The sequence below is a fragment of the Vibrio rotiferianus CAIM 577 = LMG 21460 genome (assembly GCF_002741985.1).
GTDB lineage: Bacteria > Pseudomonadota > Gammaproteobacteria > Enterobacterales > Vibrionaceae > Vibrio > Vibrio rotiferianus.
Genome location: NZ_APHW01000111.1, coordinates 99,202 through 113,934 on the forward strand (window position 1 = coordinate 99,202; position 14,733 = coordinate 113,934).

13 protein-coding genes and 1 pseudogene are annotated in these 14,733 nt (G+C 45.1%); 8 read left to right on the top strand and 6 right to left on the bottom strand.

All coding sequences use genetic code 11. The features are described from left to right. Positions 1-109 precede the first annotated feature (109 nt). The 4 genes from B853_RS26645 to B853_RS25110 form a co-directional block, all read right to left on the bottom strand. Positions 110-481 carry a hypothetical protein gene (locus tag B853_RS26645; protein ID WP_227741870.1) on the bottom strand — a complete coding sequence of 124 codons (372 nt, stop codon included), beginning with the start codon at positions 479-481 and terminating at the stop codon, positions 110-112. A gap of 198 nt (positions 482-679) precedes the next feature. Beyond that, positions 680-946 (bottom strand): hypothetical protein, encoded by a 267-nt coding sequence (locus tag B853_RS25100; RefSeq protein ID WP_010453008.1) that lies wholly within the window; start codon positions 944-946, stop codon positions 680-682. A 281-nt stretch (positions 947-1,227) separates the two neighbouring features. Beyond that, the gene (locus B853_RS25105; RefSeq protein WP_038882840.1) at positions 1,228-4,386 is read right to left on the bottom strand and encodes an efflux RND transporter permease subunit; all 3,159 of its coding nucleotides are present in this window, start codon (positions 4,384-4,386) and stop codon (positions 1,228-1,230) included. Positions 4,387-4,399: 13 nt separating this feature from the next. Further along, a complete protein-coding gene (locus B853_RS25110; protein ID WP_038882841.1) occupies positions 4,400-5,557 on the bottom strand; it encodes an efflux RND transporter periplasmic adaptor subunit in 1,158 nt (385 codons plus the stop codon). Positions 5,558-6,142: 585 nt separating this feature from the next. On the opposite strand from B853_RS25110, the gene B853_RS25115 reads away from it, so the two are divergent. The 3 genes from B853_RS25115 to B853_RS25125 all read left to right on the top strand — a co-directional run bounded on the left by B853_RS25115 (position 6,143) and on the right by B853_RS25125 (position 8,950). Then, positions 6,143-7,660, top strand: coding sequence for a phospholipase D family protein (locus B853_RS25115; protein ID WP_038882842.1), 1,518 nt, complete (start codon positions 6,143-6,145; stop codon positions 7,658-7,660). 117 nt (positions 7,661-7,777) lie between these two features. Further along, a complete protein-coding gene (locus B853_RS25120) occupies positions 7,778-8,365 on the top strand; it encodes a class I SAM-dependent methyltransferase (protein WP_038882843.1) in 588 nt (195 codons plus the stop codon). Positions 8,366-8,386: 21 nt separating this feature from the next. Continuing rightward, positions 8,387-8,950: a GNAT family N-acetyltransferase gene (locus B853_RS25125; protein WP_038882844.1), complete on the top strand. Its 564-nt coding sequence runs from the start codon at positions 8,387-8,389 to the stop codon at positions 8,948-8,950. A 55-nt stretch (positions 8,951-9,005) separates the two neighbouring features. On the opposite strand, the gene B853_RS25130 is transcribed toward B853_RS25125, so the two are convergent. Next, a complete protein-coding gene (locus B853_RS25130) occupies positions 9,006-9,479 on the bottom strand; it encodes an ASCH domain-containing protein (protein WP_038882853.1) in 474 nt (157 codons plus the stop codon). A gap of 179 nt (positions 9,480-9,658) precedes the next feature. Between B853_RS25130 and B853_RS25135 the strand changes: the two genes are divergently transcribed. After that, positions 9,659-10,510 carry a tetratricopeptide repeat protein gene (locus B853_RS25135; protein WP_038882845.1) on the top strand — a complete coding sequence of 284 codons (852 nt, stop codon included), beginning with the start codon at positions 9,659-9,661 and terminating at the stop codon, positions 10,508-10,510. Between the two features lie 2 nt (positions 10,511-10,512). Then, positions 10,513-10,908, top strand: a complete 396-nt coding sequence (locus tag B853_RS25140) for a DUF2391 family protein (protein WP_038882846.1) — start codon at positions 10,513-10,515, stop codon at positions 10,906-10,908. A 15-nt stretch (positions 10,909-10,923) separates the two neighbouring features. Here B853_RS25140 and soxR read toward each other — a convergent pair whose 3' ends face one another. Continuing rightward, positions 10,924-11,364: a redox-sensitive transcriptional activator SoxR gene (gene soxR, locus B853_RS25145; protein ID WP_010453044.1), complete on the bottom strand. Its 441-nt coding sequence runs from the start codon at positions 11,362-11,364 to the stop codon at positions 10,924-10,926. A 93-nt stretch (positions 11,365-11,457) separates the two neighbouring features. Between soxR and B853_RS25150 the strand changes: the two genes are divergently transcribed. From B853_RS25150 to dgcN, 3 genes and pseudogenes are all read left to right on the top strand, one after another. Then, a complete protein-coding gene (locus B853_RS25150) occupies positions 11,458-12,681 on the top strand; it encodes an MFS transporter (protein ID WP_038882847.1) in 1,224 nt (407 codons plus the stop codon). 37 nt (positions 12,682-12,718) lie between these two features. Next, complete coding sequence (locus B853_RS25155) at positions 12,719-13,603, top strand: LysR family transcriptional regulator (RefSeq protein WP_038882848.1); 885 nt, start codon at positions 12,719-12,721, stop codon at positions 13,601-13,603. Between the two features lie 120 nt (positions 13,604-13,723). Then, positions 13,724-14,727 (top strand): annotated as a pseudogene (dgcN, locus tag B853_RS25160) (N-acetyltransferase DgcN). The last annotated feature ends 6 nt before the right edge of the window (positions 14,728-14,733 follow it).

Consider the following 14,733-nt stretch of genomic DNA (forward strand, 5'->3'; position numbering starts at 1 on the left):
GTAAACTTATCAATATGGACAAGAGCGGCTTCGGCCGCTCTTTTTGTTTTCGGCAAATAGCGTTAAAAGCAACACAAACACTTAACAAAAGCATGGTTATTATGTGGAATTAAGTGCAAATATGAACAGTTGAGAATGCAGTATGTCGAGTTTTATATAACCAATTCAAATGATAGGCATGGGGCTCATGATAAGTTTTATTATCAAAAGCGGCATTTAGCACAGTAAAAATACACACAAACAACACATTCACAATCTGGACTAACGATAATGAAATCATTGATTGAAGAATTAACATTTTAACAATGATTACAACAATGTTAACTTTAGCCCCGTTGGTCGCACTGGTGGTAAGCCTCTCACCAAGCCTATTGTCAGTATGATATGGACGTTCGACCACCTCCAAAATGAATAGACACCAATTTGGTGCCCTTTTTTCGCCCGTGAAGGTATTCTTCGCGGGCTTTTTTCTATCTGCCATATTTTCTCTTAACCTTTACCCCCAGCTTCTAGCTAAACTTCTTCAATTAGCAGGCATAAAAAAGCCAACCCAATTGATAGGTTGGCAAACAGAGCAACAAGGTTGACGCAGACTGCTCACTAGCGCCACACTTGTATCGGATGCACTCTGGTTAATCACTCATCCTTGTGACTAACACGGAATCGTTGTGGTCAGAGGTTATGACTTGGTTGCCCCTGTCTTCTGGCATTTGATCTTTACCAGTTGAGCTTGTTGTTCTTTGATGTGTTTAACAATACGGTCATCGCGTTCATCAATTGCGTCCATGTTCATTTGTTCGATGTCCGCTACTGCCTCATGCTTCATTGTTGTAAATTCTTGACGTAGATCCGCACTCCACTCTTCTTTGTCTAGAGTGTTAGCAGCAGCGATTGGTGATGACATTACAGCAATAAGACCTAGAGTAGATAGAAATACGCTTTGCATAATAAGCTCCTTAAGGATTAGCAGTTCATTGGGTTGCACTTTATACATTGCACATAGGATGCCAACTTTTTAAACCTTAAATATCAACAACTTATGTTTTGGTTAATTTTCCCACCAACTGCTACATGGTGAATTTCACACACACAGTGTTAAATTAACCAAGTAAATTTATGAATATTTAATCATTCACTCAACCTATAGTATAGAGAGTCTATTCCAGTTCGCTTAAGGCATAAAAAAAGCAGCCCGAAGGCTGCTTTAGATTTTCACTTTAGGTGAAACTAGCTTTGCGCACTTTCGTTACCGACAGTATTTGATGACTGTGATTTGAACTTACCAATCAAACGACCAAAGAATCGCTTCACAATGCGGAAGATGTTTTTAATGTCTTCTAACATCAGGTACAAACACGGTACCAAAATCAAGGTAAGGACAGTTGCAAATAGAACGGCAAAACCAAGTGCTACTGCCATAGGGATAACAAAACGAGCCTGCAAACTGGTTTCAAACATGATAGGTAGAACACCTGCGAAGGTGGTAATCGACGTCAACGTTATCGCTCGAAAACGTGCGCAACCAGCTTCAACGACCGCCTGCTTAATACTCATGCCTTTTTCTCGCACTTGGTTAACGTAATCCGTCATCACCAACGAATCATTGATAACAACACCCGCTGCCGCGATCAAACCAAACGTCGACATCATACTGATGTCCATATCCAGCCAGAAATGCCCCCAAATCGCACCCGTTAAGCTAAACGGAATCACCGACATAACGATCAGCGGTTGTGTGTAACTCTTCAGCGGCACAGCGAGCAAGATGTATACGATGATCATGCCTGCAATAAAGAACATGATTTGCTCATTACGTTGCGCTGCCTGCTCTTCGATGTCACCACCCAATTCCGTTTTCACACTTGGGAAGGCTTTCTTCATATCCGGCAGAATGTTATCGTCGATAACCTTCACTACTTCTTGCGGCTCAACCAACTCCTCATCAATTGAACCATACACATACACAGTTTGATAACCACCCTCTCGACGAATGCTGCTTACCCCTGGTTGCTCACTAATCTTCACCACATCACCAAGCATGACCTTTTTGCCTGCTGGCGTCGTGATCACTGCATAGCGTAAAGAAGAGAACGCTTCACGAGTAAGTTGCGGGTAACGCACCATAACTTTGATTTCTTCACCGTCACGGATAATACGCTGCGCTTCACCACCATAGAAGCTATCACCCACTTGCTCTGCGACCATGGTGAGATCCAAGCCCAAGTCATAAGCGACAGGAGCAAGGGATAACAACACTTCTTTACTACCAGAATCGATAGAAGAGGAGATATCGTACAGACCTTCTTCTTGCTGTAAGCGACCAATCAAGTAGCGACCCGCTTCATTTAGTTCGTTAATGTCCGAACCAAATAGTAGGTAACCAAACTCATCACGGTCACCGCCTCCCGCACTTTGCTCACGGATCTTAAAGCTCTTCATGCCCGGAATCACAGGCATGGCTTCACGCCAACGGCGAGCAAGCTCAAAGGTATTGAATGGGCGTAGCTCTTCATCCACGAGTGGCACGAGAATACGACCTTCAGTACGGCTACGGTTATAAGAAAGCACGTCACGAATCATCCCCTGACCATGTTCATCAATGATCTGGTTTTCGATGTCTTGCATTACTCCTTCAATGGTTTTTAACGCATTGATGGTTTGCTCACTCGATACCGTGTCATTCATCTCAATCGTGATCGCAGGGTAATCCGTTGGTACTTTCGGGTTTGGAATTACGCGCACGTAGTTCGAACTCACTAAAGAAGCGCTGATCAATAGTAGGCCACAGAAGAAGGCGAACACCGTCCAGCGCCAATGTGTACAAGCTTTGACAAAGCTACGGTATGGACCATTTACAAAACCAAAGAAACGCTTGTTGAAGCCATCACGCCAACCACCTGGCTTGATAGGTGTGAAATTGGTGTGTGCCAAGTGCGCCGGAAGAATCAGCTTAGATTCAATCAGGCTAAAGATAAGACACAGAATTACCACACCCGCAATGCCATAGAAAAATGCACTATCAATACCGCTTGAGAGTAGGAATGGGGCAAATACCGCAATCGTGGTTAACACACCAAAGGTAGCAGGTGTCGCAACGCGCTTAACACCCGTCACAACGTTCTCAACACCACCGCCCTTTTCTTCAATCTCACTGTAGGCACTTTCTCCGGTCACGATGGCGTCATCCACCACGATACCGAGCACCATAATAAAGGCGAATAAGGAAACAATGTTCACTGTGATACCCAGCATTGGCATCATCATCACAGCACCTAAGAAACACACTGGCAGCCCCAGCATTACCCACATTGCCAATCGGAAACGAAGGAACACCGTCAACATGATAGCAACTAGCGCAGCACCTTGAAGCAGGTTTTTCAGCATCATGTCGAGACGACCATTGAGGTAATAGGTCATATCAACCAACACCTTGAGCTGAATGTCGTCAGGTAGGGTTTTGTTCTTCGCTTCGATGAAGTTGCGAACCGATTCGGCAACTGGAATGATGTTTTGATCACGCGTGGCTTGAACCGCCATGTAGATTGCGTTTTGGCCCGAGTATTCGAAGTAACGATCTTCTTCTGTGAAGCCGTCTTTAATCGTTGCTATGTCTTGTAGGAGTACCTTCGCGCCATTCGCCCCAAGCTTGACTGGGATATTGCGGAACTCATCACCATGGTAGTACTGGTTCTCAATACGTACCGCGATCATACCTGCGTTGGTTTTTACTTCACCAGCAGAATAGTTCGCAGAATAACGACGAATCGCATTACTCACATCATTTAGAGTCAGGTCATATTTACGTAAAACGAGTGGATCAACTTCAATCGCAATCTCTTCTTCAGGCGCGTTTAGATCCACCAGCATGACGTTTTTCAGCTGTAGTAACTCATCTTCAACTTGCTTGGCGATGGGCTTGAGCTCTTCTAGTGGTCTGTCACCCACCAGTCCCATCTCGATTACTTCTTGTCGCCATTCCACCTGATAGACATTAATTGGCTCCATGCCCGCTGGTAGATTGGATAAAGTGTCTACCCGCTGCTTAACATCATCCAGAACGCGCTTTATGTCTGCATTCACGTCAATTTCAATTGACACATAAGCACTGCCCCGGGAGGCTCGTGCAACGGTCTTTTTAATACCAGTAACGTCTTTGATCGATTCTTCGACTTTGACCAGAATACTCTCTTCAATCTCTTGAGGAGACGCACCAGGGTAAGCAGCCCGGATATTGATGTAGTTAATTTCAACGTTCGGAAACATCTGACGTTGAATAAACATAAAACTCACGATACCCATGACGATGATGAACATCATCATTAGGTTCGCAGCAACAGAGTTATTGGCAAAATAGGCAATAATGCCCTTTTGTTGATTATCTTCCATGATCGACCCCTACTTACTGTACGACGGTTTCGGAGTCGTCATTCTTTTTTGCGACTTGGACAGCCATGCCTTTTTGCGGATACTCAGGCAGAGTCAGTACAAGCTTATCGGATTGTTCCAAACCTTCACCCACGAGTAAGAACTCCCCTTCAGCACGGAGCACATTTACCGTTCTCGGTTGCAGTTCATTTTCACCGTTCACAACCCAAACTGTGCGGTTCTTCACCAGTTCTTGAGGAAGACGGTAAATGTGTTTGAGCTCTTTACCGGTAAAGCTCACTTCAACATACGAACCAAACTTAATCGGTGGCTGATTGTTGTCTAGGCCATATGGGTCTCTAACTTGGATCACCATGTTGATCATGCGCGTCGCACTATCGATCATGCCAAGATCTCGGACAACCTTACCTTCACGAGTAGTAGAGAGAATCCCTTGTTGGGTCACCGTAGCATGCAGCTCTTTCAATGATTCAGGTAAGAACGCACTGTCAAAGCCCGCGATAGGCACATGAATCTCTGCCACTTCGATATTGTTCAACGTTGCAACGCGAGAACCTGAAGAGACAAACTGCCCGACCCCAATTTCACGCTCAACCACTAGCGCATCATAAGGCGCCACTACCTTGCAGTTTTCTAGATCGCGTTTGGCTCGTTTCAACGCAGCTTGAGCCGATTTAACTTGCGCTTGCGCACTAAGTACTTGCGGCTTACGTAGGTAAAGATCGGTCACTTGCTTGTCGCTTAGTTTCTTCGCCTGACGCTTTGCCACTTCCGCTTTTGCCTGTTCTTCAATCAGCGAAGCACGCGCACTCGCTAGTCCCGCTTCAGCTTGTAGAACAGCCGCCTCGTAGTTATCACTCTCTATCGTGAAAAGAACCTCACCACGCTTAACAATACCACCCGTTACGAAGTTTGGATGCCAACTCACCACCTCACCGCTAACTTGAGCAGCTAGGTGTGTCTTTTCAAACGGAACCATTTCGCCATGGCTAGTAATGACAACTTTATGATCGGTAGGAAAGAGTGAAGATATTTGTACTGTCGGTTCACTGATGGTGTCTTTGATTGACTCTTTTTCCGGCGCCGTTGCAGCGATTGCGGCATAACCCGCATAAGAGCCACCAATGACAGCGAAAGGTAAAAGCCAACGTAATACTGGTTTTGCTAACATCGAAAATCCTTTTTATTTTTGTATTCTTCCATTTGTCCCCATTAGGCCTTGCCTTAAAGCCAAGTTAAAAAGCCAATTGCTCAATAACTTTGCTACCTACTCCCCGCGGACAAACAGTGAGGTTTTGCATCTGAAATAGACAACTTTATAAGAGAGCCGTGCTTGCGTTGTTTTTGCAAATATCCATCACAAGTAAACTATCCATGGCAAGTTAATAAAATTAACAAAAAGTTAACCATCTTCGCAAGTTACAGCCTCTCTCGCTCACTCTTTATACGCAATGAGCATGCCAAAGCATTAACCATTAAATATCAATAACTTACTTTAAAAGTGTTATTTTTCACAGTTCAGTGTTGGCAATAACCACCAGATATTAGTGATATTGACCAATTACACCGAAAACATCACCCAAAAACATGATATTGTCCGCCCGAATAATATCGCTTCCAAAATGGCTATCATCCAAACCGGACTCAGTGGTCTATTGAAAAATCTGCGACTTTGCGACAAGCATGCACGTTACTAGTCTTTGAAGCTTGATATATAATCAAAGGGTTGCGTCGTGTATTAACAAGGAAGTGTGTATTGCTACGTTATCTCTCTAAAGCCTTACTTGTCTCTATGCTTGTCCTGATCTCAGCATGTTCGTCGATCCAGCCAAGAGATCCCAGTGAGAAGTCCACCAGCTTTCAGTTTGGCTACCAAGCAGACTCCGCACTGGCTGAATTTTTTGAAAGCTACGATAAAGATCCTGATTCAGACACTGCTTTCTATCCTCTCAATCAAGGGAATGATGCGCTTTTGGCTAGAATCGCACTGATTGAATCTGCAGAGAAAAGCATAGATCTGCAGTACTATATTTATCGCAGTGACGAGACTAGCCAACTTATCACTTGGCGTTTATATGAAGCCGCTCAGCGTGGTGTCCGAGTTCGTTTATTATTAGATGACATGCAAAAACGTAATGATGCAGGTATGGCGGAGCTGAACGCTCATCCAAACATAGAGATTCGTCTATTCAATCCCCATCATTATCGCGATGCCCGAGTCTTTGCCTTCGCAAGCGATTTCGGTCGATTAAATCGACGCATGCATAACAAATCTCTAATTTCAGATAGCGTCTCTGCCATAGTGGGCGGCAGAAACATTGGTAATGAGTACTTCTCTTTTGAATCCAATGTAGAGTTTGGGGATTTTGATGTGATGCTATTTGGTGAAGTAGTCACACAAACAGCAGACCAATTTGACCTTTACTGGAATAGCCTTTACGCCGTTCCAATGGAATGGATTGTCCCAAACTCCAACAAAGTCGATGATGACGAAATTCAAACCCAAGTTAAAAAGCTGGGGTTAGAAGCGAAGTTCTCAACCGGTCGGTATAACTTCAAAAAGTTGGATCTGTACGAAAAACTACAACAGGGTCAACTGAAATTGTATTGGGGTCAAGGTGATGTCTGGTTTGACTTACCCGATAAAATCGAAACTCAAGAAAGCCAACTTGTTGCCAACTTAAGTGAGCTATTAGAAAGCGTTGAAGATTCGTTTGTACTGATTTCCCCTTACTTTGTACCAACAGAATCGGGAACCAAAGCACTTGTCAAAGCAGCGAAGCGCGGCATTGATATCACTATTGTGACAAACAGCTTAGCATCTAACGATGTCTTTGCCGTTCATGGTTGGTATGCAAAATATCGTGAAGATCTCGTCAAAGCAGGCATTAAACTGTGGGAGGTCAAAGCAAGTGCGAACATCAAAAGTAAGTGGAGCTTAACGGGTAGCAGTCGAGCAAGTCTACACGCCAAAGCCATGATGATCGATGGTAAAACCTTATTTGTCGGTTCGATGAACTGGGATCCTCGCTCTGCAGAGCTCAACACCGAAATGGCTGTGGTTATAGAGCAACCAGAGTACGTACAGAAATCTCTAGCACTATTGCCTGAGCAACTCAAAGAAAGTGCTTATCAAATAGCCATTAAAGATGGTGATATCGCATGGCTAGATAAAGAGACTGGCGAAGAATTCAATTCAGAACCAGAAGCGAGTGTGTGGCGAAAAATGGGCGCTTGGTTTTCGGGAATTCTTCCAATCGAAGACCAACTTTAAGTCACTCACACTATGGTAAATTAAAAGTTCTTTACTCGAAGAAATTGGTTAACCTTTGAAAAATCAAAGCGCTATTCATGGTTGAGTAGCGTTTTTTATAACTAGAAAGGAATCGCAATGTCAGTAACATGGAACGAATACTATCAGAAGGTTGCGAGCCAACCTCACCGACCAAACGTAGAACGAGCCGCCAATCTGCTTACGCTCAACAACAAAATCGCCATTGATGCAGGATGCGGTATCGGTCGAGATTCCAACTATCTTCTCAAACAAGGCTTTACCGTTTACGCGTTTGACACTCATCAAGATGCGGTGGAAACTTGCTTGACGCGTTTCGAAGGCAATCCTAACTTTTCCATATCGCAGTCTTGCTTTAGTGATTTTCATTACCCGCAATGCAGCTTGTTCATTGCCAGTGCCAGCTTGTTCTTTTGCCCTAGCGAACGCTTCGAAAGCGTGTGGCAGAGAATCAACGAAACATTACCGCCGGGTGGTGTATTTTGCGGGGATTTGCTGGGGATTCGCGATTCTTGGGTTGGCGCAAACACGCATCCAAATATCAGTGCCTTTTCTAAGGAAGAAGTCGAAGCATTATTTGAGGATTACGAGATCGTCCACTTTTATGAGAGGGATGAAGATGGCAGCACAGCCGTTGGTAGTACAAAGCATTGGCATATGTTCAGCATCACTGCAATTAAACGTTAGTGCATTATAACAAGGAGCGTTATGTACCATTTTCAAGGTGTCACATTAAGAAGAGCGATTCCGGAAGAAGCAAAGGCACTTTATCAGTTGATCACTGAAGATGAACGATGGGCTGAGTTCAATGGCCCTTACTTTCCATATCAGACACCAACACTAGAGGGCTTTCGCAACAACACCTTACAACGACTGATGAAAGGCGAAGACATGTTGTTGATTGAGTTCGAGGGCAAACCCGTCGGCTCTGTCAGTTGGTATTGGGAATGTGAAAGCACACGTTGGTTAGAAGCAGGCATCGTCATCTACGATTCCAACTACTGGAACAAAGGGCTGGGCTTTTGCGCGCTAGTGCCTTGGATAAGCCACATATTTGATACTCAAGAAATCGAACGAGTCGGGTTAACAACCTGGTCGGGTAATCCAAGAATGATGCGCTGTGCTGAAAAGCTTGGCATGCAGCAAGAAGCTCGCATTCGTAAGGTACGCTATTACCAAGGCGAATACTACGACTCGATCAAATACGGTGTATTAAGAGAAGAGTGGCAAACTCTTATCCAGCAACTGTATAGTCAAGAACAGTTAGCTTAAGTCATTGTGCATAAAAGAAAAGGCTTGGCAATGCTCCAAGCCTTTTTTATCAGGTTCATGTCAATTTCGGATAAACCACTTCAAACCGCTCTAGCAGCAATAATCGCTGCTCGTGCCACTCAATGCCTAACTCATCACACTCGGCTTTGAAAAACCGAGTGTGTGCGTCTCGCCACCAAGCCATGGTGCGGTCACCTTCCCCTTCTGCGTGACCAAACTCCTCACTCACGTCTGCATATCGACAAGAACTAACATCCGTGATTCGAATGATGCACACAGGTTCACCATCCCAGTTTGTCACAACTTGTAAATGACCTACTCGCGGCGTTACTTCTCCCTGTTCGCTATACCAAAGTTCCATGCTGCAAGATGCGGTTTTCTGACCAATTCTTACCAACTCAGCACAATTGTTAGCGTTGTACTCATCTGCACAGTAGTAATCCGCACTCACTGACGGGATTGCGTCTTTTTCTTGCTGAGACAGTGTTTGAAGGTATTGTTCGAGGTAGGCTTGTGATTTTGCGTCCATATTGCTTGCCATTGGTTTCCAGTGGAGAAGAGAGTATCTATTCACCACAAAAAGAGCAACGCAAAAGCACATCAGAACACTTTATAAAACAATCATTTTTCATGAGTTTTTTGCTAAACCTTACCTCTATTTGCTATGGTTTCAGAGATTCATCCATTCTCGACGCAAAAGGACGTTTTATGCGCTTAATCATCGGCATCTTCTTCGCTGCTCTGCTCTCTTTTCCAACTTTAGCATCAGAAGAAACGTACTCAGAGTCCGACCTTTTAGATCGACCTCTGATGGAGCGTTATATCCTCGATGAGCTGAAGTCACTGCGTCAGGAACAACAAGATCTAGAACGACGTATGATTGTCGAGATCACTGATCGCGAGTTAACAGTGGCCGACAAATCATTAAACTACGCGAATGTCACCGTCACGTACTTCTTCTACATCATTGCTGGTGTTGCCTCGCTCATCGCCTTTGTAGGTTGGCAATCACTACGAGAATTTAAACACAACACCAAAGAGATGGCAGACAAGCGATTAGAAAAAATAGCCCAAGAGTACGAGAAGAAATTTTTAGCATTAGAACGCGACTTAAAGCGTAAGACTCGCATTATCAGCGAAAACAATAAAGAGATTGAGAAGATCAACGAAATCCACAACTTATGGTTACGTGCACAGAGTTCACAAACGCCTGAGCAGCGTATCGATATTTACGATGAAATTTTGCTCGTTCGTCCAGGTGATTTAGAAGCGCTAACTTACAAAGCGGATGCGGCCATGGAGATCAAAGAGTATCACTGGGCATTGAGCCTCTGTAACCGCGTACTTGAAGTGGATGACACCAACGGTCCAGCCTTGTATCAACGAGCTTGTGCATACTCTCGTTTAGGGATTGAAGAACAAGCAATTGAAGACTTAGAGCGTGCGATTGATACCAGCCCTTCCATTCGCGATCTGTTAGCGGAAGAACAAGATCTCGAACTGCTTCACGGCAATGAGCGCTTTGAGCAGCTCTTAGCAAGCAGCACGTCTGAGTCTTAAGCATGAGCAGCCACTTTAACCTCGAAGATGCCAGCCAAGTTTTGGTTGGCGCTTTTGCTCTCGCAGTCCCAATTTCTTTCTCGGAAGAAGCTTGGCGCTTAGGTGAAAGCTTACCAATGGTGAATTTGCTGATGCTATTCAGCCTGTCGGTGCTCTTCTTGGGTTTTTTCGCTTACCAAAGCGTATTTCAAAGTAACATAAAAACGCGGGTTGCCGTGTTCATCTTTCGTGTTGTGATTGCTTACTTCATTGCCGCAGTGGTGGTTGCTTTAGTACTTTTCTGCATCAACAAACTTCCTTTATTCACCGACCCACTAATCGCCCTAAAACGGGTGGTTGTGATTACCATGCCCGCTTCAATGGGCGCGATTGTGGTGGATAGCTTCGATAAGGAATAACTGGCTCAGCAGTTGCTATGACTCTTGTTCGTCGAGAGTCAGATTCGAACCTGCATGATCTTTACCAAGCACATCTTCAGGGTTTCTTAATGCACAAGTTTCTAGTGAGAGACACCCGCAACCAATGCAACTACCCAAATCGTTTTGTAGCGCTTTGAGCTTTTGAATCTTTTGTTCTAACTGCTCATGCCAATGACTGGCCATGGTTTCCCATTGCTGCTTGTTTGGCGCTTGATGCTTGGGCAGTTCTTCTAATGCCACTTTGATCTCTTCTAACGATAATCCAACTTGCTGTGCTGCTTTGATGACGGCCACGCGGCGAAGCACGCTGCGATGGTAGCGACGTTGATTACCTTGATTTCTCCAACTTGAAATCAATCCCTTTTGCTCATAAAAGTGCAGCGCTGATACCTTCACTCCAGAACGCTTTGCTACCTCGCCTACGCTGATTTCCATTTCTAGCCTCTTTTATCCAACAAAGTGCTTTACCTCAAGTTTACTTGAGGTTTTAAAGTTACACCACGTTAACAAATTAAGCAGATAAAAACGATGAAAAATAAAACAATTCCCTACTTGGCTGGACGCTTCTTTGATGGCATTTCTTCCGGATTATTTATGATGGCGCTGCCATGGGTTATGTTGGCTGAACCAGACATGGGGACCTTCGTCGCATTGGTCGCTCTCTCTTGTACCGCTATTTCCTTCTTGGCGACCCCTTTCTTTTCCACTTTTATCGACCGCCATTCAAGAAAGCAGCTCCTGGTACTCAATCAATGGCTACAAGCGGGCATGGCATTTATCATTTTTATCGCTTACTGGCTTGAACTTGGCTCACATTGGCTTTTAGCTTTTGCGCAAATGGTTTATTGGGTATCCAGTAATTTCGCATGGACAACCAACAACGCATTCACCCAAGAAAACTACCAACCTCATGAATACGCTAAGATTTCAGGTCAGCAAGAAATCATCATGCAATCAACCACTTTAGGCGCAGGGGCGTTGGGTATCATATTGCTAGAGATGTGGGGAATGTTGGAGTTCGCCTTATTTGCTGCCTCAGCATCTTCCATCGCAGCACTTTTCTACATGGTAACGCCTTACGTACAGCAAATCAGAGAATCCCACTCAATTGCATTCATGACTCAATTGAAAGAGAGCAAACAGATCTTTGCAAGAGAACCGACGTTTTACGCCTTTATTCTGCTATCTTGCTTGTCGTATCCGATCTTAACTTATCTTGGAAAACTGGTGCCGATTTGGTTCTCACAACAAGGTATCTCCGGCGATTGGTACGCAGGGTTTAACATCAGCTTTGGATTAGGCTCCCTACTTACTGGGCTTGTTGTCACCAAGATACTGCGTCAGTTTTCTCATACCAACATCATTGTCGTATCGATGAGTGTTTTAGCATTTGCCCTGATTGGTATGAGCTTATCCGCAAGTCCAGTCACCATCCTGATGTTTACGGCACTATTTGGCACCTTTAATGCGCTCAATCGAATAGCAAGAATCAATTGGATGCACCATTCCGTATCTGTACACCAAAGAGGACGAGTGGATGGTGGCATCAGTATGTTTGCAGCGACAGTACAGTCTCTTAGCTATGTCCTCATTGCGATGCTAAGTCACTATGGCTTGACTCAGTACGGTTTCACGCTCGCGGCTGCCACCGTACTGTTAGCAGTCTTCTTTATGTGGCATTTGCAAGGAAAACTAAACCAACACGACAACATATATGGGTATAGAGTTAGAGACTGCAATGAAGTAAATTAGAGGCTCCCCTCAACCTCAAACAGCGAAGGAAACCGCAGTGAATTTAAGGCAGTTGGAAGTCTTTTACGCAATCATGCAAACCGGAACTGTTTCTGGTGCCGCACGTCTACTGCATGTCTCGCAACCCAATGTCACTCGGGTACTTGCTCATACGGAACAGCAACTTAGCTTCGCCCTATTTGAGCGCATCAAAGGCCGCTTAGTACCGACCCAAGAAGCCAAAGCCCTGCTTCCAGAAGCAGAGAAAGTCTATCAACAACTTGGGCAATTTCGCTCTCTCACCAATAAGGTGAAACAAGGCACTCAGCACTTGAGAGTCGGAGCTCCACCAGTATTGGCTTCCCAGTTGCTTGTTCCGACGGTTGCGAAACTGTCTAAGCAGCAAGGCATCTCATTTGAACTGTTAACTGCAAACCGTGATGAGCTGTGTTCAGGCTTACTTAAGCACGAATTAGATGTGGCGATTGCCTTTGGTGAAGAAGCTCCACCCGCAATCTTGAGTGAGGTTTTACTCAAGCAGCAACTTGTCCTGATTGCGCCAAAAGAGGCGCTCAATTCGAATGACGACACAATTTCGTTTGATGATTTGATTCAGCACGAGTTGCCAATCATCGGCTTGGACAGTCGTGATCCGCTCGGTTTATTGCTTCATCAAACACTCTCTGCACGTAATGAGCATTATCACCATGGGATCACAGTACGCAGTTACGCCGCCGCCGCTGAACTCGTCAAGCACCACTCCGGCTTTGCGATTGTCGATCCATGGACAGCAAAACAATATCAAAATGATACATCAGTAAGCGTGCGCTCACTTTCTCCAGCGCTGTCATTTTCTATCTCTATCATGTTTGCTGAACACACGCCGCAATCCATTTCTACCAAGCTGCTTATAGCGTCGCTAAAGCAGCATGTGAATCAGTAAGTTAGCACTCATGCTCACCTATAACTTCAAGTTATAGGCGTACAACAAATAGGCATTCGGCTTCCCTCTTCAAACTGACTACATTGTCTGAAAACGTATTGAATGAATAAGGGAACCATCATGCAAATCGCTCAGCCGTACCTACTTTTTCTTGGCGACGTCACCGACCCACTCGCAGCAAAAACCGCGCGTGGTATTCATCAATGGCGCCCAGAGATTTGTTTAGGCCAGCTCCGTCTAACATCAGAAACCGTTTCCTTAGGTTTAACCGACATGACGCTGCAGCAGGCTCAGCAGCTAGGCGCGAAAACGCTCATCATCGGTACAGCAAACCCTGGCGGTGTTATTCCTGAATCATGGCAGGCGACGTTACTAGAAGCGGCGGAAATGGGGTTTGAAATTGCCTCAGGTATGCATCAACGTCTTTCTGAATTTGCGCCTTTGAATGACTTACAGCAACGTGGCCTAACCGAATTGCACGATGTACGCCATTATGATGAACCGCTGAAAGTAGGCAATGGTAAAGCGCGCTCGGGTAAACGCCTGCTTACTGTGGGTACTGACTGCTCGGTTGGCAAGATGTTCTCAGCCCTCGCGATCGAGAAAGCACTGCAACAATCTGGCTGTAGAGCCGAATTCAAAGCCACAGGTCAAACTGGCATCTTAGTCGCTGGCAGCGGTATTTCCATTGATGCGGTCGTCGCGGACTTTATCTCTGGCGCGGTTGAAACTATCAGCCTGAGTTTACTAACCACGAATGGGACATCATTGAAGGACAAGGTTCGCTGTTTAACCCCTCTTTTGCGGGCGTGAGTTTAGGTTTGCTTCACGGTGCACAAGCTGACGCTTTGGTATTGTGTCACGAGATCGGGCGCCCGCACATTCGCAACCTTCCTCATGCTAAATTGCCAACGATTGAGCAAACCATCGAGGCAAATTTGCAAGCAGCACGTTTAACAAACCCTAACGCACAACTTGTTGGGATCTGCTTGAATACCTCGGCAATCGATGAAGGTGGTGCCGCACAGCTTTGCCGCTACTGGGCTGAGAAATACCAAGTACCTGTCACCGACCCTGTGCGTTTTGGCGTAGAGCAAATTGCTCAACACATTATTGCGATTTAAGGGTTG

What these genes read in the sequence shown, in the direction of transcription:
- B853_RS26645 (WP_227741870.1), bottom strand. Translation starts at nt 481, where the DNA reads ATGGCAGATAGAAAAAAGCCCGCGAAGAATACCTTCACGGGCGAAAAA.
- B853_RS25100 (WP_010453008.1), bottom strand. Translation starts at nt 946, where the DNA reads ATGCAAAGCGTATTTCTATCTACTCTAGGTCTTATTGCTGTAATGTCA.
- B853_RS25105 (WP_038882840.1), bottom strand. Translation starts at nt 4,386, where the DNA reads ATGGAAGATAATCAACAAAAGGGCATTATTGCCTATTTTGCCAATAAC.
- B853_RS25110 (WP_038882841.1), bottom strand. Translation starts at nt 5,557, where the DNA reads ATGTTAGCAAAACCAGTATTACGTTGGCTTTTACCTTTCGCTGTCATT.
- B853_RS25120 (WP_038882843.1), top strand. Translation starts at nt 7,778, where the DNA reads ATGTCAGTAACATGGAACGAATACTATCAGAAGGTTGCGAGCCAACCT.
- B853_RS25125 (WP_038882844.1), top strand. Translation starts at nt 8,387, where the DNA reads ATGTACCATTTTCAAGGTGTCACATTAAGAAGAGCGATTCCGGAAGAA.
- B853_RS25130 (WP_038882853.1), bottom strand. Translation starts at nt 9,479, where the DNA reads ATGGACGCAAAATCACAAGCCTACCTCGAACAATACCTTCAAACACTG.
- B853_RS25135 (WP_038882845.1), top strand. Translation starts at nt 9,659, where the DNA reads ATGCGCTTAATCATCGGCATCTTCTTCGCTGCTCTGCTCTCTTTTCCA.
- B853_RS25140 (WP_038882846.1), top strand. Translation starts at nt 10,513, where the DNA reads ATGAGCAGCCACTTTAACCTCGAAGATGCCAGCCAAGTTTTGGTTGGC.
- soxR (WP_010453044.1), bottom strand. Translation starts at nt 11,364, where the DNA reads ATGGAAATCAGCGTAGGCGAGGTAGCAAAGCGTTCTGGAGTGAAGGTA.
- B853_RS25150 (WP_038882847.1), top strand. Translation starts at nt 11,458, where the DNA reads ATGAAAAATAAAACAATTCCCTACTTGGCTGGACGCTTCTTTGATGGC.